The sequence below is a fragment of the Saccharopolyspora sp. ASAGF58 genome, assembly GCF_012277335.1.
GTDB classification, from domain to species: Bacteria; Actinomycetota; Actinomycetes; order Mycobacteriales; family Pseudonocardiaceae; genus Saccharopolyspora; species Saccharopolyspora hattusasensis.
Genome location: NZ_CP040605.1, coordinates 6972781 through 6998544, shown reverse-complemented (window position 1 = coordinate 6998544; position 25764 = coordinate 6972781). Strand labels below are relative to the sequence as shown.

Annotated in this window: 24 protein-coding genes; 12 read left to right on the top strand and 12 right to left on the bottom strand. The window is 68.9% G+C overall.

Annotation, left to right across the window (positions count from 1 at the left end):
- Window positions 1-83: 83 nt before the first annotated feature.
- From FDZ84_RS32890 to FDZ84_RS32855, 8 genes are all read right to left on the bottom strand, one after another.
- Entirely contained in the window at window positions 84-1265 is a 1182-nt protein-coding gene (locus FDZ84_RS32890) for a hypothetical protein (RefSeq protein ID WP_168589023.1), read from the bottom strand.
- Window positions 1262-1576: a type VII secretion target gene (locus FDZ84_RS32885; protein ID WP_168589022.1), complete on the bottom strand. Its 315-nt coding sequence runs from the start codon at window positions 1574-1576 to the stop codon at window positions 1262-1264. Before FDZ84_RS32885 ends, FDZ84_RS32890 begins: the two co-directional genes overlap by 4 nt.
- Window positions 1576-1995: a YbaB/EbfC family nucleoid-associated protein gene (locus FDZ84_RS32880; protein ID WP_168589021.1), complete on the bottom strand. Its 420-nt coding sequence runs from the start codon at window positions 1993-1995 to the stop codon at window positions 1576-1578. The genes FDZ84_RS32885 and FDZ84_RS32880 overlap by 1 nt, the downstream gene beginning before the upstream one ends.
- A 34-nt stretch (window positions 1996-2029) precedes the next feature.
- The gene (locus FDZ84_RS32875) at window positions 2030-2860 is read right to left on the bottom strand and encodes an ESX secretion-associated protein EspG (protein WP_210435266.1); all 831 of its coding nucleotides are present in this window, start codon (window positions 2858-2860) and stop codon (window positions 2030-2032) included.
- A complete protein-coding gene (locus FDZ84_RS32870) occupies window positions 2857-3204 on the bottom strand; it encodes a hypothetical protein (protein WP_168589020.1) in 348 nt (115 codons plus the stop codon). The genes FDZ84_RS32875 and FDZ84_RS32870 overlap by 4 nt, the downstream gene beginning before the upstream one ends.
- A 20-nt stretch (window positions 3205-3224) precedes the next feature.
- Window positions 3225-4361, bottom strand: coding sequence for a hypothetical protein (locus tag FDZ84_RS32865; protein WP_168589019.1), 1137 nt, complete (start codon window positions 4359-4361; stop codon window positions 3225-3227).
- 114 nt (window positions 4362-4475) lie between these two features.
- Window positions 4476-5105, bottom strand: a complete 630-nt coding sequence (locus tag FDZ84_RS32860) for an alpha/beta hydrolase-fold protein (protein WP_246868596.1) — start codon at window positions 5103-5105, stop codon at window positions 4476-4478.
- 279 nt (window positions 5106-5384) lie between these two features.
- Window positions 5385-7910 carry a LuxR family transcriptional regulator gene (locus tag FDZ84_RS32855; protein ID WP_168589018.1) on the bottom strand — a complete coding sequence of 842 codons (2526 nt, stop codon included), beginning with the start codon at window positions 7908-7910 and terminating at the stop codon, window positions 5385-5387.
- 125 nt (window positions 7911-8035) lie between these two features.
- Here FDZ84_RS32855 and FDZ84_RS32850 point away from each other — a divergent pair, with 125 nt between their 5' ends.
- Window positions 8036-8377 (top strand): MmcQ/YjbR family DNA-binding protein, encoded by a 342-nt coding sequence (locus FDZ84_RS32850; protein ID WP_168589017.1) that lies wholly within the window; start codon window positions 8036-8038, stop codon window positions 8375-8377.
- A 12-nt stretch (window positions 8378-8389) separates the two neighbouring features.
- Here the strand turns inward: FDZ84_RS32850 and FDZ84_RS32845 are convergent, their stop codons facing one another.
- Complete coding sequence (locus FDZ84_RS32845; RefSeq protein WP_168589016.1) at window positions 8390-9394, bottom strand: LacI family DNA-binding transcriptional regulator; 1005 nt, start codon at window positions 9392-9394, stop codon at window positions 8390-8392.
- Window positions 9395-9500: 106 nt separating this feature from the next.
- On the opposite strand from FDZ84_RS32845, the gene FDZ84_RS32840 reads away from it, so the two are divergent.
- The 3 genes from FDZ84_RS32840 to FDZ84_RS32830 are packed head-to-tail and all read left to right on the top strand — an operon-like array spanning window position 9501 to window position 12468.
- Window positions 9501-10388, top strand: coding sequence for an amidohydrolase family protein (locus tag FDZ84_RS32840; protein WP_246868595.1), 888 nt, complete (start codon window positions 9501-9503; stop codon window positions 10386-10388).
- On the top strand, window positions 10385-10960 hold the full coding sequence (locus FDZ84_RS32835) for a cysteine dioxygenase family protein (protein ID WP_168589015.1): 576 nt from the start codon (window positions 10385-10387) through the stop codon (window positions 10958-10960). Before FDZ84_RS32840 ends, FDZ84_RS32835 begins: the two co-directional genes overlap by 4 nt.
- A 23-nt stretch (window positions 10961-10983) precedes the next feature.
- Complete coding sequence (locus FDZ84_RS32830) at window positions 10984-12468, top strand: aromatic amino acid ammonia-lyase (protein WP_168589014.1); 1485 nt, start codon at window positions 10984-10986, stop codon at window positions 12466-12468.
- Between the two features lie 150 nt (window positions 12469-12618).
- Here FDZ84_RS32830 and FDZ84_RS32825 read toward each other — a convergent pair whose 3' ends face one another.
- Window positions 12619-13026, bottom strand: coding sequence for a MarR family winged helix-turn-helix transcriptional regulator (locus FDZ84_RS32825; RefSeq protein WP_168589013.1), 408 nt, complete (start codon window positions 13024-13026; stop codon window positions 12619-12621).
- A gap of 102 nt (window positions 13027-13128) precedes the next feature.
- Entirely contained in the window at window positions 13129-14031 is a 903-nt protein-coding gene (locus FDZ84_RS32820; RefSeq protein WP_168589012.1) for an MIP/aquaporin family protein, read from the bottom strand.
- Window positions 14032-14369: 338 nt separating this feature from the next.
- Between FDZ84_RS32820 and FDZ84_RS32815 the strand changes: the two genes are divergently transcribed.
- From FDZ84_RS32815 to FDZ84_RS32795, 5 genes are all read left to right on the top strand, one after another.
- Window positions 14370-15635 (top strand): Nramp family divalent metal transporter, encoded by a 1266-nt coding sequence (locus FDZ84_RS32815; RefSeq protein ID WP_305852024.1) that lies wholly within the window; start codon window positions 14370-14372, stop codon window positions 15633-15635.
- Window positions 15636-16148: 513 nt separating this feature from the next.
- Entirely contained in the window at window positions 16149-17348 is a 1200-nt protein-coding gene (locus tag FDZ84_RS32810) for a helix-turn-helix domain-containing protein (protein WP_168589011.1), read from the top strand.
- 484 nt (window positions 17349-17832) lie between these two features.
- Window positions 17833-18108: a hypothetical protein gene (locus FDZ84_RS32805; RefSeq protein ID WP_168589010.1), complete on the top strand. Its 276-nt coding sequence runs from the start codon at window positions 17833-17835 to the stop codon at window positions 18106-18108.
- Window positions 18105-18794, top strand: a complete 690-nt coding sequence (locus FDZ84_RS32800; protein ID WP_168589009.1) for a hypothetical protein — start codon at window positions 18105-18107, stop codon at window positions 18792-18794. Before FDZ84_RS32805 ends, FDZ84_RS32800 begins: the two co-directional genes overlap by 4 nt.
- Complete coding sequence (locus FDZ84_RS32795; RefSeq protein ID WP_168589008.1) at window positions 18769-19119, top strand: HEAT repeat domain-containing protein; 351 nt, start codon at window positions 18769-18771, stop codon at window positions 19117-19119. Before FDZ84_RS32800 ends, FDZ84_RS32795 begins: the two co-directional genes overlap by 26 nt.
- Before the next feature lie 156 nt (window positions 19120-19275).
- Here the strand turns inward: FDZ84_RS32795 and FDZ84_RS32790 are convergent, their stop codons facing one another.
- Entirely contained in the window at window positions 19276-20262 is a 987-nt protein-coding gene (locus tag FDZ84_RS32790) for a sporulation protein (protein WP_168589007.1), read from the bottom strand.
- 795 nt (window positions 20263-21057) lie between these two features.
- Here FDZ84_RS32790 and FDZ84_RS32785 point away from each other — a divergent pair.
- The 3 genes from FDZ84_RS32785 to FDZ84_RS32775 all read left to right on the top strand — a co-directional run bounded on the left by FDZ84_RS32785 (window position 21058) and on the right by FDZ84_RS32775 (window position 25620).
- Window positions 21058-22404, top strand: coding sequence for a hemolysin family protein (locus tag FDZ84_RS32785; protein WP_168589006.1), 1347 nt, complete (start codon window positions 21058-21060; stop codon window positions 22402-22404).
- A complete protein-coding gene (locus FDZ84_RS32780) occupies window positions 22401-23441 on the top strand; it encodes a hemolysin family protein (protein WP_168589005.1) in 1041 nt (346 codons plus the stop codon). Before FDZ84_RS32785 ends, FDZ84_RS32780 begins: the two co-directional genes overlap by 4 nt.
- A gap of 163 nt (window positions 23442-23604) precedes the next feature.
- The gene (locus tag FDZ84_RS32775) at window positions 23605-25620 is read left to right on the top strand and encodes an APC family permease (RefSeq protein ID WP_210435265.1); all 2016 of its coding nucleotides are present in this window, start codon (window positions 23605-23607) and stop codon (window positions 25618-25620) included.
- The last annotated feature ends 144 nt before the right edge of the window (window positions 25621-25764 follow it).

The window sequence follows — 25764 nt, the reverse complement described above, 5'->3', positions numbered from 1 at the left end:
CGATCATCCTCGGCACCGGGATCATCGCCATCGCACTGCCGGTCCCGGCAAGGTAGTCCGGCGGGCGGTGCTGGCCTGCGAGGTCAACGCTTTTCGTTAAAGCTCCCCGCCTCGAACTCACGCTGCTCGCGAGCGCCCGGTCGGTCGGAACTGTCCTTTTCCTGGGACTGTGCCGTGCGGGGCGGCAGGAACGGGGCCGCACCGAAGGGCATTTGGGACTCGGACTCGTAGGATGCCTGGGCCGACGCCGAGCCGGGTACCGCCGATCCCGTCTGGGGCACCTGCGACGGTGCATGGGCCTGCGACGACGGCAGGTGCGGCAACGGGGACGCACCCCCCGCGTACGACGCTTGGGCGGCTGCGCTAAAGGACGCCTGGGGCGTTCCCGAGTCGGGCAGTGCCTGAGTTTGCGCCACGCCGGACACGCTCGACGGCTGGCCCGGGATCCCGACCGATCCCGCCACGGACGTCGGCTTCCCGGACGTTTCGGTGCTCGCCTGGCAGCGCTCGCTGATCTGCGCGATTTTGTCGGTCACCTTAGCCACGGCCTGCGCCGTCGAGTTGACGTGCGTCATCAGGTTCTGGCTGCTGGACAACAGGTTCTGCATGTGCCCGAGGATCCGCCCGCCGTATTCGACGGCGACCTGCACGGCTTGCGGGATCGCGGCCGCGATGCTCGCGCCGAAGGTCGCCGGGGCCGCGGCGAGGGCCTGGTTGATGATCATGATGATCTTCGCGGTCGCCTCGTTGACCAGGGTCGTGACCTCTTGGAGCGTCTTCGCGACCGCCTCGCCCGCGCCGGCTGCCGCTTCGGCCAACGCGACGCTCGCCTGGCCGAGCCCGTTGATCCCGTCCACCAGCTCCGCGCCGGTCTTCAGGTACTCCGAAGCCGCAGCACCCGACCACCCGCTGGTCTGCGAGCCGGCCGATTCCCGATACGAGTCGGAGATCGAGGAAACGACCTGTCCGGCGGCCTGGAAGCCCTGGGAGCCCGACGAGATCGAACTCGGGTCACCGGCAAGCTGCTGCAGCGGTTCCGCCAGGAACGACACCGCTTCCGTGATGAAGCCGAAACCGGCCCCGGACAGCGCCGACAGCGGGTCGGGCACCGAGGCGATGATCCGCAGCCCCGGGCTCGCACCGCCGAAGTCACCGGACAGCCAGGCCTTGCCCTGCACCGCCCGCGTGGTCGACTTCAGGTCGTCGACGACCTGGGACATGCTCGACTGCCCCAGATCCGGCTGGTTCGTCGCAACTGTGGTCACCGCGAGTCCTTCCCGAGCAGCAGAGCGGCGTTGTGCTCATCAGAGCGCTGGTAGTCCTCGGCGGTCCGCACGAGCGCCGCGCTCACATCGTCCACAGCCGACGCTGCCAGCGCGATGGCGTCCGTGACCTGGGTCATGGCGGTGCCCAACCCGGCCGTGAGGAACTGGACGAACGTGCCGAGCGCGTTCTCGGCCGGATCGCCCGGCAGGCCTCCGCCGGCGGAGGACAGCCCGCTGGCGATGCCGGAGACCGTGTTGGCGTGCTCCCGGATCTGGGCAGGATCGACCTGGAAGTTGTTGGGTGCGCTCATCAGACGATCACCTGCGGGTTCGCGAAGTAGTCCTCGTCGTTGTCGATCGCGCGCGCACCCGACGTTGCGTCGACCCCGGTGGCGGGCGGCATGTTCTGCTTGACGAAATCAAGCGCGGGGCCGTCGCCGACGTAATCGGTCATGATCTCGACGACCTGGGAGCCGACCGAGCGCTGCGCTTCCTGCGCGGTGGCCAGGATGAGCTTCGCGAGCTGCTCGACCTCCATCGCGCGGGCCGTCGGCGTCAGCCGGATGTCCTCCAGCGCTCCGCTGGGGCCGACCTGGACTGCAACTTCGCCGCGCGGGGAAGTAGCGGTGCCGCTCATCCGGCTCAGGGTTTCGCTCGCGGCCTTGGCGTTGGCCGCCGCCCGCGCGAGCTTCTGGTCGTAGCTCGCCAGCCACTGTGCTGCTGAATCCACGGTGTTTCCTCCGACTCGTCCTGAACAGTTCGCGCTACCGCGGCCTGCGTGCGATTCCGGCCAGCTCGTCCAGCGCGAACCGGAGGTCGTCCCCTCGCAACGGGTTGATGCTCATCCAGCCGTTGCGGGCGGGGTTGACCCGAACCCGCCCGCGCGGACCGTCCAGCCAGGACAGTTCGGTGCCGGCCCGAACGCTGCCGTCGCCGCCGCGGCGCGTCGCGCCGAGCTGGCCTCGACCGGTCAGCGACGGGAGCAGGCCGGCGAGGTGGTCGAGCACGTCCGGATCACCGCCGCAGTCGCGAACGAGCTCGCGCAGCAGCCTTTCCTTCGCCGCGTCGTCCGCTGCGGCGCTGATCAGGTCCGCCGCGGTGCTGATCGCGCGTTCGGGCAGCGAGATCGGCATCGACCTGGCCCCCGCCACGTCGGGCACCATCGCGAGCAGCGAGTCGGTCAGCGCGTTCGCGACCACCCGGCGGATCCGAACCGGGCTGGCCGGGTCGTTGTCCAGCGGTTGCTCGCAGATCAGCGCCCAGGAGCGGTAGACCATCGCCACGATTGCGGTCGCCCCGTCGCCGTCCACCAGCACGAGGTCGACGGTGCCTCGGTGCTCGCGCAATGCCGTGGCCAACTCGGCCGCGGCGCCAGCCGGTCCGTCCTCGTCGGCGAGACCGCGGGCCTGGAGGGTCTGCCCAGCCGCAGCGAGCAGGACCTCGCGCTCACCGGCGATCCGCCCGAACGACGGCACGCGGAGCGGGAACGGGAAGGGCACGCCGACGTGGGTGGCGATCAGGTCGAGCTCGATCTGTCCGAAGTGGATTCCTTCGGGGGCTCCGCGCCGTGGGGTGTGCGTGGTCGCGGCCGTCATCGCGCGGCACCGCCCGTGTTCCGCAGCGCCCGCGCGCTGTCGTCGTCGGTTTGGAGGTATCCGGTGACGGTCGCCTGCAGCGCGGTGCGGAAGCTGTGCAGCTCGGTGTCGGCGGCGCTGATCTCACCGGTGAGCCCGTAGTCGCCGGCTGCCTCGCGCAGCCGCTTCGCCAGGTGCAGCGCGGGCGGTGCGGTGCCGAGCATCGGCATCCGCCCGGCCAGCTCGCCGGCAGACGTCACTAGGCCGTTGGTCCGCTCGCCGATCCCGGACAGCGCCGTGACCTGCGACGCGAGGTCTTGCGGCGCGACCTGGTAGCCGCGCCCGGGGTTTCCTTCGGAGGTCAAGGTTCTCGCTCCTGTCCTGCTCAGATTCCGATGACCGGTGCGCTGGCCGGCCTGTCGTCGGCGAACAACTTCTGGTCGACGGTGGGCATGCGGTTCTGGTGCACCTGCTCTTCTTCTTCCTCCGCGCTGCGCCGCGCGCCGTGCGGCATCATGCTTCCGCTGCCCGCGCCGCGTCCGGCGAGACCCGACGTCGCGGCCGCCGGCGCCATCAGCGCACCCCCGAGCGCCCCGCCGAGTGCCCCGCCGCGCAGTCCCGCACCCAACGGATCGGCGCCGCCGACCAGCTTCCCCCAGGGCACGCCGCCCGCCGAACCTCCGCCACTGAATCCGGCCGCGGAGGTTTGCGCCGGTGCGGTGTCGAAGGCCTCGGCCGCGGTCGACCCGGCCGGCGCGATCGCTCGGCTGCTGTTGTGGAGGCTCGCCTCGTAGCGCTGCATCACGTGCACCGCCTCAGCTTTCTTCTGGGCGGCATCGACGCTGGCGAGGAACAGGCTGCCGCCGCCGGCGGCCACGGCGCCGATGGCGGCACCCATCACGGCGCCCGGGCCGGCGCCGATCCCGCCCGCAGCCGCACCGACCATGCCCCCGATGACCGCACCCGCACCGGCTCCGGCTACGGCGCTGGACAGGGCCGTCCCGGTCGGGTCGCCGGGCGGCGGCGGCATCGTGTTGCGTGCGACGGAGAGCGCGTCGCCGGCGTCCTGGGTGGCCTGCTGGACGGTGCTCGCGCGGGTGCCGATGTCGGAGGTCCGGTCCCCGAGCTCGCCGAGCCGGTTCGTCGCCAGGTCCGCCGCCGTGCTGCTCCAGTGCGACTGCATGACGCCCCGCTGCTGGCGCATCGAGTCCGCTTGGTGGGTCAGCTCGGTGCTGTGCCGCCCCCATTCGGCGGCGACCGTGCTGACGTCACCGACGTCGGCGTTGTCCCACAGCATCTGGTGGAGTTGTTCGTGGGTGTAGGCGTTCCAGTTCGTGCCGTCGGACGGGATCGGCGAACCGAAGTACCCCTCCCACACGTTGCGTAGCGCGTTCACGACGGGCTGCGCCAGCGCGCCGGCCGGCCCGGCCTGGTCCAGCACGGAGGTGGCGGCGCTCGCCAGTTCCTGCACACCGGCGGACGCCGTGTCAACGAGATTCGCTGTTCCGGAGTCGTCGATCATTCCCGGTCTTCTGCCTTCCAATCGGTGCCCCGGCTCGCCGGCGCGCCACCATCACGAACATTTTCTGTGGTCAAGGGTGTTTCAGCCGTGCCATGACCAAAGGCACGAAGTGGTTCATGCCGGCCTGCAGGCATGCGTCCTGGTTGTGCTTGCCGGTACAGCCCGGCGCCCAGTTGCTGCCATCGCGGTAGTCGGAGATTCGTAGGGGATGCCTGCCTCGGTCAAGTTGGCTGCCGTGACCAAGGCCGTCTGCCTGGGGTTCTCCACTGCGGCCTGGACGGGGTCAACCGCCAGGTCGCCGCCGTCGCCGGTGTACCTCGCCACGCCCATGCGGCGCAGCGATTCGACGTGCTGGGCGGGGCTCTGCTCGTTCCAGACGCCGTCGAGCGGCCACACCGGCGGGCTGAAGACCGATTCGACTGGGACGGTCGGCGTGCCGTGCGAAGGCATCTGCGCGGTGCCGATGACAGCGGCGCGCATTTCCTGGCTCAACAGGTCGAGACCGCCGGAGAAGCTGCCCACGTAGCTGAAAGGCTCCGGCCGGTGCTCGGCGTAGTGGAACGCGGGGAAGCCGCCCATCGAGTGGCCGGAGATCGCCCTGCCCTCCCGGGTGGGGGATCGGTCCTTGAAACGCGGGGGCGCGTTCGCCGCGGGCGCCCCGGACGCGGCCGTTCCCGACGCAGCGACGACGCCGACCAGCGCGGCGACCCAGCCGCGCAGCACGGACCTGCGCAGGAGGTTCATGCGGTGTTCCACCTTTGATGTCGGGCCTGCTTCCCCTCGGCAGACACCGAATAAAGATCATCAGAACCGGCCCGCAGAATCATCAGCAACATTGCTGATGTTGTCGGTATCCCGTAGGTATGCCGCGTTGACGTCGCGCGATTCGCGTACGTCGTGGCCGGTTGCGCGAAATGGCCGCCCAGGAGGGGCGAGCTGCTGCGACGACCGCGGCTCGACGTCGGGGCGAGGACTTTCGGTGCCACCGGCATCGGTGGCGGGCATTCGGGGCTGGTGGTGGGCTCAGCCACGATGCTCGAATCCGAGCACGATCTCGACGCGCGACGAGTAGCCGAGCTTGGCGAGGATCCGCGACATGTGCGAATCGACCGTTCGGACCGAAACGACCAGTCGTTCGGCGGCCTCCCGGTTGGTGAGGCCCTGCGCGACGAGCTCCGCCACGCGCAGCTCCGCGGCGGTCAGGCTGTCCCAGCCGTGCTTCGGGCGGCGGCGGGGCCCCGTCGCGCCGCGCCGGACGCCGTACGCGCGCAGCGCCGCGTCGGCTCGCTGGATGGCGCCGGTGGCCGTCAGCGCGGCGTACCGGTCGATCGCGGTCTGGTAGGCCGCCCGGGCATCGGTGGGTCTCCCGGACGCGGCCAGGATCCGCGCCGCGTCCTCCGCCGCGCTCGCGGCGGAGATCGGCGATCCGTTCTGGGCGAATCCTTCGGCGGCGGTCAGCAGCAGGTCGACGTCGCTGTCGACCAAGCCCTGGCAGTACATCAGCGCATTGCGCTCGCCGGCTGATTCGCCGGTGCTCAACTCCCGGATCTGCGCGAGCAGCCGGGCAGCCAGGTCGTGGTCGCCGCCCGCGATCGCGATGCGCACGATCCGGGCGCCGACGGTCGAGACCGCGTGGCCGTGGTGGACCCCGACGGCGCCGTCGGCGAGGCTGCGCACGAGCTCCAGCGCCCGCTGCGCGTCGCCTTCCGCGTCGGCGACGACAGCGCGCGACAGCACGGTGATCTGCTCGTAGAACACGGCGACCCCGCGGCTGACGGACTGCTCGGCGAGCTCGACGTGGAGGCGAGCACCGGGCAGGTCACCGCGGTTCAGCAGGATCGACGAGGCCACCCCGTGCAGCGGCCCGCCCATGCCGTACAGGTCGGGTAGGGCCATGGCCGCGTCGATCTCGTCGAGGGCTTGATCCCACAGCCCGTTGTTGAACGAGGCCAGCGCCGCGATGGTGTGTAGCCAGGCCAGCAGGCCCGCGCCGAACACCCGCGCGAGCGGACGCGCTTCCTCGACCGTCTGCAGCGCCGTCCGGTCCTGGCGCAGGTCTTGGACGACCGCGCGCAGCAGGCGCGACATCAGCCATTGGCCGCGGTCGGAGACCGCGATGTCGAGCAGTGCGTCCGCCTGGTCAAGCACCTCCAGCGCCCCGGCGAGGTTGCGGAACACGAAAAGACCCGTCGCGCGGACGTTCAGCAGGTACACCTCGATGAGCGGGTCGTGCGTGGCTTCGGGCGCCGCGACCTCGACGGCGCGCTCCGTGCCCTCCAGATCGCCGGCCAGCAGGCAAGCCGTGGCGTCTATCGCGGCGAGCCGTCCGGGGAGTTCCCCGTGCACCCGTTCAGGATCGAGGGCCGTGGCGGCGCCTTCGGGATCCATCTCCCGGATGCAGCTCAGGGCGAGCACCGCGCGCAGCCGGTGCCTGATCGGCGGGTCCGGATGCGCGGCCAGACTGGTGTTGGCGGCGCGCAGCGCCTCATCAACCCGGCCCGACCACATCAGCGCCTCGGCCAGCGCGGCCCGCAATGGGTGCAGGCGCGAATTTCCGGGCGGGAGCCAGGAAACGGCGCGGTCGAGCAGCTCCACGATCGCCGGTGTCGGCTGGGTGGCGAGGCGGTCGGCGTGGTCGTCGAGCCAAGCCAGGGTCCAGGCGTCCATCGGCGTGTGCGCGAGCTGTTCGGCGACCGCGGCGGCCGCGGCGCCGCAGCCCGCGAGCGCCCGCGCCGCGGAACCGCGCAAACCCACCGAAGTCGCCGCCACGTCGCGGCGCACCACCGGATGCCGGAACCGCACCAGCCCGGCCTGCTCTTCGACCAGCCCTTGCGCGGCCAGCCGCGCGACCCCGGCCAGCACGTCCACCGGTGCCTTTTCGACGACGGCGGCCAATTCGTCGACCGAAGCGGGTTCGTTCAGGATCGCGGCGAAACGCAGCAGGGCGGCGTCGCCGCCCGCCAGGTCGGTCGCCCGGGCGGTCACCGCCGAAGTGCGGTCGTCATCGGCGAGGCGGGTCAACAGCCACGGGTTGCCGCGGGCCTCGTCCGCAAGCCGCAGCAGCGATTCCGGCGGCTCCCCACCGGATACTTCGGCGAGGACAGCGCTGACAGCGTCGTCCTCCAGCGGGAGCAGGTCATGTACGACTGCCATCCGATCGAGCCGCTCGAACCGGGCGGGAGTAGTACCGCGATGCCGCCCGGTGACGACCAGTAGCGAGCGGTCGCGGAGTCCTTCGGCGAGCGCATGCAGCGCCAGCAGCGTCGCGTCGTCCGCGCGGTGCAGATCGTCGATCACGACCACGGCGGGCTCGGTCCACTCCGGCACACCGGTCGACAACTCCGTGCATCCGCTCGGCGGTAGCACGACAATCCGGTGCGTCCGCATGCCAATGCCGCGCGCCGCGGCCGAGTGGGCGTCCAGCAGGGCGGTCATGCCGAGACCCGGATTTGCGCGCAGCATGATGAGCCCGCCGCGTCCGGCCCGCGCTTGCGCCGCGGCGTTGGCGAGCAGGCACAACGACTCGTCTCGTCCGAATAGGTCCACCATCGTTCCCGGCGGGAGCTTACAATCGGTGGATCTTGCGCCGGGTCGAATTGCGGAAGTTGGGCTGGCCGCAGCCACGGGAGGTTGCTCGGTCCGGAACGTCGGCGGTGTGCGCCAGAATGCTGGGCATGGGTGTGCCGAGCGGTAAGTTCATGCGGATGGTGGACCGCCTCGCCGAGGTCGAGCGCGCGGAGGCGAGGGACTACACGTCGTTCAGCGTGCGTGGCAAGCGGTTCGGTTACTACTGGCCGCGAACGGAGACGGTCGGCCTGAAGCAGACGCTGTCCGAGCAGATCGCACTGGTCACCGAGCGCCCGGACGTGTTCGAGGTGCAGTTCACGGCAGGCGGATTCGGCTGGGTGGTCGTGCATCTGCGGGGGATCGACGCCGATGAGCTCAAGGAGCTCGTGTACGAGGCATGGCGGCTGTCGGCCCCTGAGCCCCTCGTCGAGGAGCACCCGACTCCGTAGCCCGAGGGCCGGTCACCGGCGTGGTCTGCCCACCGAGTCGCGGTGCTTCGGCTCCGGTGCGATCAGCTTGCGCCGGCTGCGCCGGTTCTTGTCGACCGCTTTGAGCACGCGCTCGACGACCGCGTCGACGACGGTCTGCACGTCCCAGCGGTAGGTGGACAGCGCGGGTGTCAGCAGTCGGGACACCGGATGGTCGTCGTAGCCGAGGACGGACAGGTCCGCGGGGATGGCCAGGCCGAGATCGCGAGCTGCCTCGTAGACGCCGTAGGCCATCGAGTCGGTGAGGCAGAACGCCGCGGTGGGCCGGGGTTCCTCGGCGAGCGCGGTCCGCGCCACCTCGGCCGCGCCGGTCAAGTCGTTGGGGCAGGCCAGGACACGCAAGCTCATCCGCAGTTCGCGCGCGACCTCGTGGACGACTTTCTCGGCCGGGCGTTGGCGCATCAGGCGCGGTCCCGGAGTCAGCACCAGGACCTCGTCGTGCCCGGCGGCGCTGAGGGTCTTCAGCGCGTCGGTGACGCCCAGGCTGTTGTCGAAGACCACCTCGGCGGCGGTGGACGCCCCGGGCAGCGGGTCGCCGATCGCGACGAGCATGGTCCGCTCGGCGGCTTCCGGCCAGTGCTGGGACGTCGGGTCGACCGGGATCGTGACGAGCGCGTCGACCCGCTGGTCGAGGAGGTTCTTGGCGAGCAGCGCCTCGCGCGCGGGATCGGCGGCGGAGTCCATGAACAGGGTGTTGCGGTCCGCGGCGAGGAAGCGCCTGCCGAGCGTGGTGGCGAAGTTCTGCTGCCACAGATCTTCGAGCGAACTGCACAGCACGCCGACCATCCCGGTGCGCCCGCTGGCCAGCGCGCGGGCGACCGGATCGGCCTCGTAACCGAGGCGGGCGGCGACTTCCCGCACGCGCTGCTGGGTTTCCGGGGGGACCTGCAAGCCGCGGAGCGCGTAGGACACCGCGGCAGGGGAGAGCCCCGTCTCCGCCGCGATGTCCTTGATCGTGGGGCGCTTGCGGCGTTGCACCTGGAAAGCCTAGCGCGCGGCGGATGGGCGCGTTCGCCCCTTGACCGCACGCCCGCTGAGGCGGTTCACTGAAGCCGTTCACTGAAACGCTTCACAAGGCTTTGCCGTGCCCGGATTGATGATCGACGTCCACCAGCACCTGTGGCCTGCGGAATTCATCGACGCGTTGCGCGCACGGGCGAACCCGCCGCTGCTGCGCGGCTGGACCCTGCACGTGGCGGGCGAGCCGCCATTCGAGGTGGACCCGGCCGACCACGAACCGGCGAAGCGCGCGGCCCAGGAAGACGGGATTGCGGTCATTTCACTGTCCAGCCCGCTGGCCATCGAATGGCTGCCGCCGGAGGGCGCGGAACCGCTGCTGGACGCATGGCATCGTGGCGCGTTGGAGCTGCCCGATCCGTTCCGGGTCTGGGCCGCGGCCAACGTGCTGGTACCCGACGCCGAGCTGGTGCGGGACGCGCTCGGCAGCGGATGCGTCGGCCTGCAGATCCCGGCCGACGCCATGCGGAAACCCGCTGACGTGGAACGCATCGCCCCGCTGCTCGCGGTGTGCGAGCAGCACGACCGACCGGTCATGGTGCACCCTGGCGCAGCGACTTGCCCGCCTGGCGTGCCCGGGTGGTGGCCGCCGGTCGTCGACTACGTGGCGCAGATGCAGGCGGCGTGGTGGTCCTGGCACGTCGCGGGCCGCACGCTGCTGCCGGAGTTGCGGATCTGCTTCGCCGCCGGAGCGGGGCTGGCACCCGTGCACCACGAGCGCCTGGTGGCCAGGGGCGGGGCGTTCGACCGCATCGACCCGGATGTCTTCGTCGACACGTCGTCGTACGGGCCGCGCGGGGTGGACGCGCTGGTCCGGGTGCTCGGGATCGACCCGGTCGTCCTCGGCACCGACCGCCCCTACGCCGAGCCGACCGATCCCGGCCTTGGGGAAGCCGCCTCCCGGGCCATCCGCTGTTCGAACCCGCGTCGCCTGCTCGAAGGAGGACTACCGTGATCGGCGAATCTCACGCGACTGTCGAGGTGCCTGCCCGGCGAGCGCTCCCGATCGGCGAGGTGCCAACCGGTTTCACTCTCGAAACCCTGCCCGGCCGCTGCCTGGACCCGCGCGAGCTGCTCGGCCTGGTCGCGGACCTGGCGCGCCGACCGGAGCTGTGGCGGCACCACGTCGCTTTCAGTGACTACCAGCGGCATTACGCATCGCTGCACCGGGACGCGCACGTCGACGTGTGGGTGCTGTGCTGGACGCCGGAGAACGACACGGGCTGGCACGACCACGACATCTCCTCGTTCGCGGTCGCGGTGGCCGGGGGTGCGCTCGTCGAGCACAACCTGGCGGTGGCCGGGCCGAGCTTGGCGACCGAGGTCGGCGCCGGCTTCGTGTTCGGCTGCGGCCCCGAGCACATCCACCGGCTCACGGGCAAAGAGCGCAGGAGCGTCTCGATCCACGCGTACTCCCCACCGCTGTGGCGGATGGGGCAGTACGCCGTGTCCGGCGGCGTGATCCGGCGAGTTTCCGTGTCGTACGCCGAGGAGCTGCGTCCCATCGACGACACAGCCCTCATCTGACCCTGTGCGTGGAGGGAGGAGTCGTGACTGCCGTTCGGGGTGCGTTGCGCGCCGGAAATCCCGTGCTCCTCGGCGGTCCAGAACTGGCCGCTGAGGACGTGGTTCGGATCGCGGACGGCCTTGGGGTCGGCGCGTCACCGGCCGCGTTGGACCGTCTCCGAAAGCGTTGGCTGAACGCGCGGAAGCCCGTGCCGCGGCCGGTGTACGGGCGCACCACCGGCGTCGGTGCCAACCGTGCCGAAGTGGTGCCCGGAAGCGCGGCGCACGGGATGCGGCTGCTTCGCAGCCATGCCAGCGGAATCGGGAACCTGCTGCCCGAACGAGACGTCCGGGCGATGCTGGCGGTCCGGGTGAACCAGGTTCTGCGCGGTGCCGCGCTGCAACCCGCTATCGCCGAAGCAATGGTCACCGCGCTCAACGCCGGTACCTGTCCGGAGGTGCACGAGCACGGCGCCGTCGGAACCGGCGATCTCGGCCCGTTGGCCGAACTCGGGCTCGCTCTCGCGGGAGAGGCGAGCTGGGCCGGTGGGGGACGGCCGCCGGATCCGGTCATCATGACCGACGGCGACGCCCTGGCATTGATCAGCAGCAACGCCCTGACCATCGCCCAGGCGGCGCTGGCGGCGGAGGAGGTGCACGGGCTTCTTGATGCGACCGCTCCGATCGCCGCGCTGACCTTGCTCGCCGTCGATGGGTCGACCGAGCCGTTCGCGCCTGAGGTGCACGCCGGGCGGCCGAACGCCGGAGCGGCCCGGGTCGCCGCCGACATGCTGGCATTGCTCGGCGGGGCGGTGACTGCTGGACGCAGGGTCCAGGACCCGTTCGGTCTGCGGTGCTTCCCCCAGGTCCACGGCCCCGCGTTGGAGGCCTTGGCCGACATCGACTCGGTCTTGGCCGTGGAACTCAACGCCGCAGGCGAGAATCCGCTGATCACCGACCATCAGGTCCGCCACCACGGCGGGTTCCACGCCGCCCAGCTCGCCCTCGCGCTGGACCGGCTGCGGCTGGCGATGCTCTCGACCGCGCAACTGTCGGCAGGGAGGCTGTCGCTGCTCACCGACCCCGAGATGACCTGCCTGCGCCCGTTCCTTGCCACCGGCCCGCCGGGCAGCTCGGGAATCATGGTGCTCGAGTACGGCGTCGGTTCCGCCTTGGCCGAGCTGCGCAACGCCGCTTATCCCGCGACGCTGGGCCACGTGGTGCTTTCCAGGGGCACCGAAGAACACGCGAGTTTCGCTTCGCAGGCGGCCAGGCAGTCCCGCCGCGCGGCGGAGGCGTACCGGCTCGTCCTGGCTTGCGAACTGGTGGCCGCGGTCCGCGCGCTCCGGTTGCGCGGGGCTGGCCCTGTCCAACCGGTCCAGGCGGTTTACCGACGGGCTTGCGGCGCGCTCGATCCGGATGCCCGGGATCGCCCGTTGTCCGCCGATGTCTCGGCCGCTGCCGCGATCATCGACGAGATCGCCCGGATCGGCCGGCGGCTCGTTCGGGCAGGAGCAGGTGCGGATTGACCCCAGACGCGAAAAGCTTCAGTCCTGGCAACGGGTTTCAGTCGGTCGGTCTTGGCGAGCAGGGCGGCGATGCCGAGCAGGAGCCAAGCGAGGTGGTGCAGGCCGTCAGTGGTGGCGCCGTGCTGGTAGCGGGCGGCCTTGCCTGCCTCGTCAAGACTGGGCCACGTCGTCCAACAGCGCCATCGCGTCGATGATCACCAGCCGCTGCTCCTCGGTGCAGCGCTCTTGCAACGTCCGCGCCAGCCATGCCTGACGAGCCTGCCGAGAGCCGGCTCGCCTCTCTCGCCACACTTCGGTGAGGGGCCCCACTTCGGTGAGGGTGACCAGCTGCCGCCGTCCGTCATCGAGGTCGGGGTGCCGGTCCACCAGCTCGGCTCGTTCGAGCGCCGCGACGATCGTCGCCATGGACTGGGGGCGCACGCGCTCCCCGGCGGCCAGCTCGCTGGCCGGGGCCGCTCCGTCCTTGTCCAGCCGGGCCGGCACCGAGGCCTGCGCCGGGGTGAGGTCTCCCTCGCCGGTCAGCTCCTTCAGCCTGCGGCGCAGGCGGCTGACCGCCACCCCATGCGTCGCTGGCGGCGCGGACCGCCGACTCGGAAACGCCTTACTGCTGCGTTTCGGGCGTAAGTCCTGTCCAGATTCAGCTGGGCAGCTCAGACTGTCTTACTGCCGCGTTTCGGGTGCCTCCTCGGTCGCCCGCCCCGGTTCCGGCGGCGCGGCGCGGGCGGCCAAAACCTGGCCGATGAACAGGTCGTAGACGACGGCTCCGATGACGCCCCCGACGAGCGGCCCGACGATCGGGATCCAGAAGTAGTTGCTGAACCACTGGTAGCTCCCGGGTAGCGCGATATCGCCCCAGCCTGTTACGAACGTCCACAGCCGAGGCCCGAAGTCGCGCGCCGGGTTGATCGCGTAACCGGCGTTCGGGCCGAAGGTCAGGCCGATCGTGGTGACGACCATGCCGATCATGAACGGCCCGAGGTTGGCGGACGGAGCGACGTTGCGAGTGTCGATGAGCGCGAAGATGAGCAGCACCAGGATCGCGGTGCCGACGATCTGGTCCAGGAACGGTCCCCACCACGATCCGTCGAAGTACTTGGCGGGGAATGTCGCGAAGATCGCGAACGTGTCCAAGGACTGGTTGCGGGCGAGGCCGGCCTTGGCGTTGAACGCGTCGATCGCCCAGCTGTAGACGGAGTACACCACCGCTGCGGCCAGGAACGCGCCCACGAACTGAGCCGCCACGTACGGAACGACCTTCCGCCACGGGAAGGCCCGCCGCACCGCGAAGGCGAGTGTGACCGCGGGGTTGATGTGCGCACCGCTGACGCCGCCGGCGACGTAGACGCCGAACACCACGGCGAATCCCCAACCGAACGCAACGATGAGCCAGTTCCCTGGCCCGAAGGCGTCGGACTGGCGTCCCGAACCGGGCAGGCCCGCGACCGCGACGGCGACCGATGCGCACCCGAACAGGATCAGGACGAAGGTTCCCAGGAGCTCGGCCAGCAACTCGCCGCCGAGTCCTTCCCGGTAGCCGTGACGGCGTTGGTTTTCCTCGGACATCGGAGACCCCAAACCCGAGTAGATTTCCCCCATCGCATAGGGCTATCTAGCCGAAGCGCCGCGGCGGAATCGGTACTTCGAGTGTAGGACCCGGGACCTGAACGTGCCGCACGCGAATGCGCTGTGCGCAACGGGGCGCACTCGAACACCCTGGCGTGGGCAGGGCCGCACCTGATGGGCCCGCGCGTCCACTTGGGGGTTTTCGAAGACGAATTTTCGGCATACCGTAATCTCTTGGTCGCCGGGCCGAACTACGGCTCGCGCGGGTGTGCGGGACAACGGGAGGCAGTCATCAACGGTCAGGAAGCCAGGGCGGCAGCACGGGTGGATCAATGGGCATGACCAGGATCGATGCGCAACAGGGCCCGCGACCGGCCGTCGGGCAGGTGCTCGGACGAGGCCGGATGCGCGGCGCGCTCGCGATGCTGGGGCCGGCATTCATCGCGGCGATCGCGTACGTCGACCCCGGCAACTTCTCGACGAACATCGGCGCCGGCGCGGAATTCGGTTACGCGCTGGTGTGGGTCGTGGTGCTGGCGAACCTGATGGCGATGCCGGTGCAGTTCCTGTCCGCCAAGATCGGCGTAGTCACCGGCAAGACCCTTCCCGAGGTATGCCGGGAGCGGTATTCCCGGCCGATGCGGTGGGGGCTCTGGTTGCAGGCGGAGATCGTCGCCATGTCCACCGACCTGGCTGAGTTCGTCGGCGCGGCTCTGGGCCTGTACCTGCTCTTCGGCATCCCGATGATGCCGGCGGCGCTGATCACCGCGGTGGTCGCGTTCGTGCTGCTGGGCCTGCAGGCGCTGGGCTACCGGCCCTTCGAGCGGGCGATCGCCGGGTTGCTGCTGCTGATCATCGCCGGTTTCGCCTACGAACTGCTGCAGATCGGCGTGGAGCCGGCTCAGGCCATCTCCGGGCTGGTGCCGACGCTGCCCAGCGGCAGCGCCTACCTCGCGGTGGGGATCGTCGGCGCCACCGTGATGCCGCACGTCGTCTACCTGCACTCGGCGCTGACGAGCCGCCGGGTGGCGTGCTCGAACGACGACGACCGCCGCCGGGTGCTGCGCTTCGAGCGCTGGGACGTAGTCGTCGCGCTCGGACTCGCCGGAATGATCAACCTGTCGATGCTGCTGGTCGCGGCGAAGCTCTTCCACGCCACCGGGAACACGGGCATCAGCACCATCGAGGACGCGCACGCGGGCCTCGCCACGCTCGCCGGTGGTGCCGCGGCCCTGGTGTTCGCGGTCGCTCTGCTCGCGTCCGGGATCTCCTCGTCCGGCGTCGGCACCTTCGCCGGGCAGGTCGTCATGGCGGGGTTCATCAACTTCCGGATCCCGTTGCTCCTCCGCCGGTTGATCACGATGGTGCCCGCGCTCGTGGTCATCGCGCTCGGCATGAACACCACCGACGTCCTCAACTTCAGCCAGGTCGTGCTGAGCTTCGGCATCCCCTTCGCGCTGATCCCGCTGCTGCTGGTGACCCGGGACCGCGCGGTGATGGGGGAGTTCGCCAACCCGCGCTGGCTGACGACGGTGATGACCCTGATCACCACCCTGATCGTCGGCCTGAACTGCTACCTCCTCTACGACCAGTTCATCGGCTGACGCGGCGGTCGACCGGTTTCCCTCGGCGAGATCCAGGACCGGTGGATCCACAATTCCGAGCGCCCGCGCCGCAGCTGCGACGCGCAAGAGCCGTTGTTGGAACCAGCGTGGGAGGCGAGGGACACCCTTGAGTAGCTGTTGAGAAGTAGCTGTCGAGCCCAAGGGTGCGCTTTTCTACGCAGCTTGGCGTTGACCCGGGAAAACGCTGGTTACGGGTGGTGCGACCGGCGGTTTGGTCATGCATAGTCTATACGCTGCTGATCTGCTGTTAGTACGTCATGTGATGGTTTCGAGCCCACGTTTGCCCCACGCGGTTTGATCATGGTTTGCCCCACATGGGCGGCGGGTCGACGCTGCTTCTCAACGGGTGCCAGGAGTTCGCATCGGCCGTCGGTGTCTCGTCACCTGATCAGGATCTGGCTACCCTGGGTTACCTCTTCGCGGAGGTACGCCTCCGGTCGACGGGCCGGGGGTAAGCGAAGGGGCCGACTCCGCGAAGGGTGGTGCCCTGGCATGGCTGACGAACTGGCAGGCAAGGCGATCGGTGAACGCATCCGGGAACTGCGAGGCAGGCTCTACACCCAACGCCAGCTAGCCGAGCGGGCTGGGGTGTCCGTCGACCTGGTTCGAAAGCTCGAACAGGGCACCCGGAACACAGCCAGTGTCGCGAGTCTGCACCGGCTCGCCCGCGCACTGGACGTGACCCTCGCCGATCTCATGGGACGGGGGTCTCTGCCGGAGCACGACCAATCGGAGGGTGTGACCGCGCTTCGCTTCGCCGTGAGCGGTGTCGACGACCTGATCGGCGGGTTAAGCGTCGCGGTCGAGCCGATGCCGCACCGGGAGGCGGGGCGGACACTTACGTACCTGTGGGGTACGTACTGGGCAGGCAAGTACGACCAGCTCACCGCGTTGTTGCCGCCCGCGCTGCACTCCCTACGAGCCACGTTCGAAGCCAGCGACGGCAACCAACGAGCGCAGGCGGCGGAACTATTGGCGCGGGGCTACTGGGTTGCCGGTTGCGCGCTCGTGCACCTGCGTCAGTCCGACGCCGCGTTCCTGGCAGTCCGTCAAGCGGTCGCCGCTGCCGACCAGAGCAACGATCCGCTTCTCGCCGCGACTCTGCGCGGGTCGGTGTCCTGGCAGTTGCTCGTCTCCGGCCGCTACGCCGAGTCCGAAGCGCTGGCGGTGAGGACTGCCGAGACGATCACGCCACGCGGAGACGTGAGCTTTCCTGATCTGTCCGCGTCGCTCGTGCTCACGGCCGCGACCGCTGCGGCCCGTGCTAAGAACGGCAGCCGTGCCCGCGATCTGGTCTCCGAGAGCGCGGAGGTCGCCGACCGGATGGGATGCGACCGCGACGACTATCAAACAGCGTTCGGACCGTCGCAGGTCGCGATGCAGACCGTCGACGTGGGGGTGCAGACCGGGGAGTTTGGCCAGGCGCTGACCGCCGCCCGGACGATGCCCAACGATGGGGCGGCGTTGCCTCTGGCGTCCCGTGCCCGTCACCTCACGGATCGGGCGCTCGCGCATACCAAGCTTGGACAGCACGAACAGGCCGCGAACCTTGTCGTGGCCGCCGAACAGATCGCTCCGGACTGGGCCAAGCACCAGAACCTAATCAAGTCCGTGACTCGCGATCTGCTGCACACTCCGGTGTCCCGTGTGCCTCGTCTGCGCGGTCTCGCCGGGCGTCTCGGCGTTCGCTAGTCCGATCGTGCAGTAGGACACTGCGTCCTACCTAGTTCAAGATCACCCGCCATACGTTCCAGGTATGGCGGGTGATCTTCTTTCTGATTTCGGTTCCAGGCAAGCCGCAGCGGTGTGCGACATCTGGACCGACCATGAGGGGACAGTGCACGAACGGCGGCCTGGATCGCGCAATAACACGCGGTGCGGGCCGACGATCGGTCCGCCGAATCAGACTATTTGTGTTCGTGCGTGCCGCTCGTGCGTCGAGGAAAATCGACGCGAGTACGCCCTTTCGTACGATTGCAAGGCAGGCGGGTGTAACGCGTCAAACGCCGGTCAGGTGGGCGGCGGCATTCCCCGAACCCTGTCCGCCTGACCGGTTTCCATCCCAGCGGGACGGCAAACCCCCAAGCCGTCGCGCTTCATGCCGGTCAGGGAGTGCTGAATCCGCCCGCCGTACTCCCTGACCGGTTCCCCAACCAATTCGACGAAGGGAGCTCCGATGTCCATTGCCGAGCAGGCAATGCAGTTGCAGGCATTGTCCGAACAGGTTCAGGTGAATGGCGCCCAGGAATTACAGGGACAGCTCGAAGGAATTCAGCAGCAGGTGGCGGGAATTCAGCAGCAGGTGGCGGGAATTCTCGGCGACACCGCGACGGCGCAAGAGCTGCACGGACAGATCGGGGCGGTGTCCAACGAGATCAGCCAGCTAATGGCGGGTCTTGAACAGCTCCGCCTGATGATCGTTGAGAAGGCGACCTACCACGCGCAAGGATGACCGGCGAGGCGATCGGCGACCGTGCCCAGCAGTTGAGGACGGTCGCCGATGCCGTGCCGGTGCAAACGGCAGGTAACCTGTGCGATCAGGTCGAAGCGGTACGAGACCAGCTCGCGGAGATCACCGGGCCGGAGTCCGACATCATCGGCCAGACGCAACAGGTCGTCAGCGCGACCACCGATGTGATCCGCGCTCTCGTCGCACTCCGCACGAAGATCGCGGAGGTCGCCGAGCATCATCAGGGAGGCGGCGCGGGTCCGCCGAGCAGCGGTGGCAACCCGACACCAGCGGCACCGGCACAACCGGAACAGCAGGCGCCGGAGACCGTCGCAGACGAGGAGGGCGGAGTCCGCAGCTTCCCGTCGTTCACCGCCGCGAAGCGGACACTCGGGAAGCGACCAGGGCACGAGCTACACCACATCGTCGAGCAATCGCAGACCAAGGATCACCGCAGTGGATTCTCCACCGAAAGGATCAACACCACCAATAACTTGATCTTTCTGCCCGTTGAGGTGCATCGCAGGATCACCAGGTTCTACGCGAGCAAGCCTCTCGGTGGGGACAGCACAAGACGCGATAGCCTGAACGGCACGTCATGGGACCACCAATACCGGCGTGGTATGCGAGCCGTCAGACGGGCGCTACGAGGCGAGGATCAAGATGACCGAACAAAGCCCGATCAGTGAAGCTCAAGAACGGTTCCGACAAGCGGTGTCCGCGCACTGGTCCGCCATCCGCAGCGGCACGACACGGGACGCGGACAAGCACTCGGAGACGGCGAGCCAACTCGTTGCGGACGCCGCCAACGCGTCCGAGTTGCTTACGCCGCTGCTGGATGACGCCGAGTCGCCGCAAGTGCGGTGCGCAGCGGCAACGTTTCTCCTGAACCGTGGTCACGCGGATGAAGCGGTTCCGGTGCTCGAAGCGCTGGCGGACGATGATGACATCGGGCTCGTGGCCGAGGATGCAGACATGGCGCTTGAATCCTGGCGGAGCAAGAACGCCGAATAGCTACGGCCACTCCTTACCGAGCAGGTTAGACTCCCGGTAGGACCGTGCCCGAACAAGATGTTGATCAATCTAGCGGGTGATCTCGGCGGCCGATGACGGGACCATCGCGTGGCGGGTGCCGGAAACGGATTCCCGGCACCCGCCTGCCTCGGGTGATCAGAATTCTTCTTCGTCGCCCTCGAAAACCCCTTCCATGATCTCGCCCGCGACCATTCCGCCGAGGAATCCGGCGCCGGCGCCGAGCGCGGCGCCGGCGACCATGCCACCCATCCCGGAACCGCGCCGATGGTGCTCTTCGTGGTAGCCGTGCGGTTGGTGGCCGTAGCCCTGGCGCTGGTCGTAGCCGCCCATGTGGTGGCCCATGCCGCCGCGTCGTTCGGCGGCCTGCTCGAGCCAGCCGTGGATCTGCCCCGCCCAGTCGGTGGTGAGCGCTTCCTCGTGGGTAACGTGGAAGCGGCCGAAGGCGTCCTGGCTCGGGGCGAAGAACCCGCCGCGCTTGTCGGCCTCCAGCACCACGTCCAGCCCGTGCGGGCCGGCGACGAAGGTCAGCTCGACCTCATTGATGCGCCCAGAGAACTGCGGCGGCGGGAAGAACTCGATCTCCTGGAAGAATGGCAGTTCCTGGCGGACGCCGTGCAGGTGGCCTTGCTCCAGGTCGGCGCTCTTGAAGTGGAAACCGAGCTGGGAGAACGCTTCGAGCACCTTCTCCTGCGCGGGCAAGGGTTCCACGATGACCGGGTCGAGGTCGCCCTTGTTCGCGACCTTGGCGATGGCCAGTTCGGTGCGCACGCCGAGCGTCATGCCGTGCAGGTGCTGGCCGTAGACGCTGGTGATCGGCGTTTCCCACGGCACGGGCAGCTCGAACGGGATGGTCTTGTTCTCGCCCTCGCGCAGCGCGAAGTTCCCGGCCACCACGGCACGGTGGAACTCCACCCCGGCGTGTCCGTCGCGGCCGCCGTGCTCGGTCTCGGTGCGGGTGACGAAGCCGAGCGCGACGTGCTCGACGTTGACGTCCTGCTTGCCGCCGGTGATGCGGACCTCGCCGACGAGGTTCTCGCCCGGGCGCACGTGCGGGTGGTGCAGCACGGTGTCCACCGACGGGCCGCCGACACCGAGCGCGCCCAGGAGCTTCTTGAAGACCATTCTGCTGGACCTTCCTTCTCTCTTCGCTGTCAGTTGATGCGGTGCGTGTTCTCGAATGGGTAGCGGGTGGTGCGGCTTCCCGGTCGATCGGAGATTCGGCGCGGCCCGGTCAGCGTTGTTCTGCGGGGCCGTGAGCCTGCGCGATGCACTTCGGCGTTTCCGCGTTCGACGTCCCGGAAGGCCGAGGGGGCACAGGAAGGGGGAGTTGGTCGTCCGGTGGAGGAGCGCTCGCCGGTTCTCCGCCGCGCGGCGCGGAAGCGCGCAGAACTCCCCAGTGGTCCGAAGTGGACGATGTCTAGGTCCGCGGGTGGCGTCGACTCGCGGACGTGTGGCGACGCGGCTCCGCGCGGCCTGCCGGCTTTCGGTGGCGTCAGCGTCCTTGTGGGGTCCGCGCTCCTCGAACTGCCAGGAGCGCGGCTGGGACTGCCAGGATCATCGTCCATGTCCATTGGAACGGAACAGTAGAGCAGCGAGTTCCGGACAAACACCCCAAAGATCGTGATCAACACAACATCGCCCGTTTGGTCGAGTCGGCGCGAGTTCGTGTATCTGTCCGGACTTGACCGGCTGGGCGCGACGGCCTGCGGTCGCCCAAGAGTGTGATCTCGATCTAGTTTGCTCGCTCGGGTGCCAGCCCATTCGGGATATACTGCGTGTCCCTTTCCTCCCCTTTGTTTGTCTAGGAGTGACGTCTTCAGTGCGCGAAGCGCAATCCCCAGAGGGCAGTACCGGGCCGGGACATAGTCCCGGCTTTCCGCGACTGGTGGCCGATGCCCCGTTCTGGGGTGGTCGGTGATGGACATCCTGTTGGCCGTTCTCGGCCTTGTTTTCGTTGGCGTGTTGACGTTGGGCACCGGGTTGGCGGTTGCCGCGGAGTTCTCGCTGACGTCCCTGGAACGCAGCACGGTGGACGCGCATGTCCGTCAGGTCGGTGACCGGCGTGCGAGGGCGGTGCAGAAGGCGCACCGGACGTTGTCGTTCCAGCTCTCCGGCGCCCAGGTCGCGATCACGTTGACCACGCTGGTCACCGGGTACGTGGCGGAGCCGTTGATCGGTGACCTGATCCGCCCGGGGCTGACCGCGCTCGGGCTGCCCGGTGAGGCGGCCGGGGCGGTGTCGCTGACGCTGGCGATCCTGCTGGCCACGACCCTGTCGATGGTCTTCGGGGAGATGGTGCCCAAGAACCTCGCCATCGCCCGCCCACTGCCCACCGCCCGTGCCGTGTCGGGCTACCACGCTCGGTTCTCGCAGGTCTTCCGGTGGCTGATCGATGCGATGAACAACAGCGCCAACTGGGTCGTGCGCCGTTTCGGCATCGAACCCCAAGAAGAACTCCGGTCCGCCCGTTCCCCCGAAGAACTCGGCTCGATCGTGCGCTCGAGCGCCGAACACGGAACGCTGGACTCCTCGACCGCGCAACTGATGGACCGGTCGCTGCGCTTCGGCGACCGCACCGCCGAGGAATTGATGACCCCCCGCGTCCGCGTGGAATCCCTGACCGCCGGCGACAGCGTGATGGATCTGCTCGACACCGCCCGCCGCACCGGGTTCTCCCGCTTCCCCGTGCACGGCGGTGATTTGGACGAGATCCACGGCGTCGTCCACGTCAAGCAAGCGTTCGGGCTGCCAGCCGGGGAACGCGAACGGACCACCGTCGGATCACTCGTGCAACCTGTTTCGACGGTGCCGGAGACGTTGGCCGGTGACGCGCTGCTGGAGACGCTGCGCGGATCGGGGTTGCAACTGGCGGTCGTGGTCGACGAGTACGGCGGTAGCGCGGGCATCGTGACCCTGGAGGACGTCGTCGAGGAGATCATCGGCGACGTCCGCGACGAACACGACCGCCGCGAAATCCCGGCCGTTCGGCAGGTTGACGACAACACGTGGATCATCTCAGGCCTGCTGCGCCCGGACGAACTCGTGGACGCCGTCGGGGCTCCGTTGCCGGACGGGGATTACGAGACTGTCGCCGGTTACGTGCTGGGTGAACTCGGCCGCATACCCGAGGTCGGCGACAAGCTGCCCCTGGATGGTTGGGTGCTGACGGTGACGCGGATGGATCGCAACCGCATCGCAGATCTCCGTCTCACCCGCGAACCCGGCAACACCGGGAGCGCCGAGGCCGTGGAGGAGGTTCGATGAGCGACGGTTTCGCGATCGTGCTGGGTGTTGTCCTGTTGCTGCTCAACGCGTTCTTCGTGGGCGCGGAGTTCTCCCTGCTGTCCTCCCGCCGGGACCGGCTGCAAGCGCTGCTGGCCCAAGGCAAAACCCGCGCCCGAGTGGTGATCAAAGCCAGCCAGGAAGGCTCGCTGATGCTCACCAGCGCCCAACTCGGCATCACCCTCTGCTCCCTGGGCCTGGGCCGCCTCGGCGAACCCGCCGTCGCCCACCAACTCCAAACACCCTTCACCGCCCTCGGCATCCCCGACACCATCACCCACGCCGTGGCGTTCACCATCGCACTAGCGATCGTGGTCATACTCCACGTCCTCGTCGGCGAAATGGTCCCCAAAAACCTCGCCATCGCCGAACCCGAACGACTCGCCCTCTGGCTGGTCCCACCCCTGGTCGGCTTCGTCAAACTCGCCCGGCCACTCATCGCCCTGTTCAACATGATGGCCAACACCGTGCTCCGCCTGCTACGCGTAGAACCCAAAGACGAACTCGACACCGCCTACACCTCCGCCGAACTCGCCGAACTCCTCGTCGAATCCCGCCGCGAAGGCCTCCTCGACCAATCCGAACACCGCCGACTCGCCCAAACACTGTCCTCAGTGGAACACACCGTCGCAGACGTCCTCGTCCCCCTGCCCGACCTCACCACACTCCCGCAACACCCCACCCTCGGCGACGTCGAACAAGCCGTCGCCCACACCGGATTCTCCCGATTCCCCCTCCGCCGCGACGACGGAACACTCACCGGCTACCTCCACATCAAAGACGTCCTCGACCAAGCCGGACACGACCCCACAACCCCCATCGCCCCCGCCCGCATCCGACGACTACCCACCGTCCCAGCCCACGCCCGCCTCGACCACGCCATGACCTCCCTACGCCGCACAGGCAGCCACCTCGCCACCGCAACCGACACCACCGGCCAACCCATCGGCATCGTCGCCCTCGAAGACCTCGTCGAGGAATACGTCGGCACCGTCCGCGACGCCACCCACGTCGAGTGATCCGGACAACCCGGCGATAGGTGGTGCGGCCATGCACGTCGACAGACGTGCCCCGGCCGCACCACCGGCGGCCTCGAGACCGCCGGGGACGTTCCCGCCAGGGCCCTGACCCTGCCGGGTTCTCGAGGGGCCGGATCGGTGCGGCCGGGCCTACGCTGAGCCCGTGCGGCTGTCTGAAGTGCTGAAACGGTTGCTCGTCGGCCGGCCGGTGCGCAGTGACCGGCTGGGGGAGACGCTGTTGCCGAAGCGGCTGGCGCTGCCGATCTTCGCCAGCGACCCGCTGTCCTCGGTCACCTACGCCACCCAGGAAATCCTGCTGGTGCTGTCGCTGGGCGGGCTAATGTTCCTGCACCTGACGCCCTGGGTCGGGCTCGCGGTGGTGGTGCTGCTGGCCATCGTGGTGGCGTCCTACCGGCAGGTGGTGCACGCCTATCCCAGCGGCGGCGGATCGTACGAAGTCGTCTCGGAGAACCTGGGTTCGTCGGCGAGCCTGGTGGTGGCCAGTGCCCTGCTGGTGGACTACGTGATGACAGTAGCGGTGTCGGTCGCGGCCGGGGTTGACAACATCATCTCCGCGGTGCCGGAGCTGAACCCCCACCGGGTGGGGATAAACCTGCTGTTCATCGTCGTGCTGATGGCGATCAATCTCCGCGGCGTGCGGGAGTCTGGCCGGGCCTTCGCGGTGCCGACGTACCTGTTCGTCGCCGGGGTCATGCTGATGATCGTCGTCGGGCTGGTGCGGACCGCGGTGGGCGCGCCCCCGGTGGCCGAGAGCGCCGGGTACGGCATCCAGCCCGAGCAGGCCGGGCTGACCGGGCTCGCGCTGGCGCTACTGGTGCTGCGCGCGTTCTCGTCGGGTTGCACCGCATTGACAGGGGTCGAGGCGATCTCTAATGGCGTGCCAGCCTTCCGCCGCCCGAAGGCCGTCAACGCCGGCCGGACGATGCTGGCGATGGGCACCATCGCGATCGTCATGTTCAGCGGCGTGACGGTGCTGGCGATGATCTCCCAGGTCCACGTCGCGGAGAGCACCTGCGACCTGGTCGGCTTCGCAGGCAACTGCGAGACCGATCCGCAGCGGACCGTGATCGCCCAGATCGCCGCCGCGGTCTTCGGCGGCGACAACACCTTCCTGTTCTACTACCTGCAGGCAAGTGCGGCGCTCATCCTGATCCTGGCCGCCAACACGGCGTACAATGGGTTTCCGCTGCTGGCGTCGATCCTGGCCCAGGACCGCTACCTGCCGCGGCAGCTGCACACCCGGGGCGACCGGCTGGCGTTCTCCAACGGCATCGTGCTGCTCTCGGTCATCGCCGGTGCGCTGATCTACCTCTACGAGGGATCGGTGACCGGGCTGATCCAGCTCTACATCCTTGGTGTGTTCACCTCGTTCACCCTCAGCCAGATCGGCATGGTGCGGCACTGGAACCACGAGCTGACCACCACGTCCGATCCCGCGCAGCGGCGGAAGATCCACCGATCCCGGCTGATAAATGGGTTCGGCGCGGGCATGACGGCGGTGGTGCTGGCGGTGGTGCTGGTCACGAAGTTCACCCACGGCGCCTACCTGGTGGTGATCGCGGTCCCGGTGCTCTACGTGCTGATGCGGTCGATCTCCCGGCACTACCGCCAGGTCCGCGAGGAACTGCGGCTGGACGACGAACCCGCCACGCTGCCCAGCCGGGTGCACGCGATCGTGCTGGTGTCGACGCTGCACAAGCCGACGGTGCGGGCGCTGAACTTCGCGCGCGCCGCCCGGCCGGACACGCTGACGGCGATCACGATCAACGTCGACGACGAGGACACCCGCGCACTGCAGCAGCAGTGGGAGGAGCGGGACATCGGTGTGCCGCTGAAGGTGGTCGAGTCGCCGTACCGGGAGATCACCAAGCCGATCGTCGACTACGTCAAGCACATCCGGCGCACCAGCCCGCGTGATGTCGTCTGCGTCTACATCCCGGAGTACGTGGTCGGGCGCTGGTGGGAGAACCTGCTGCACAACCAGAGCGCACTGCGCCTCAAGGGCCGGTTGCTGTTCGTGCCGGGTGTGATGGTCACCAGCGTCCCCTGGCAGCTGCACTCCAGCAACGTCCGCCACCCGGACCGGGAGGCGCACAGCCCCGGTGAGGTCCGGCGCGGCATCAGCCGTACCTTCCGCTCCGGCCCCGAGCACCGGTGACGGTGCCTGGCCGCGCCATGGCGGGAAGCGGCGGGGGCGTGTTCGCGGCTATGTGGATCGCGACGAGCGTTTCGGTCACCCGTGAGTGTTTTTGGGTGCTATGGCACCCAAAAACGCTCACGGGTGCCCAGATCTCCACGTCCG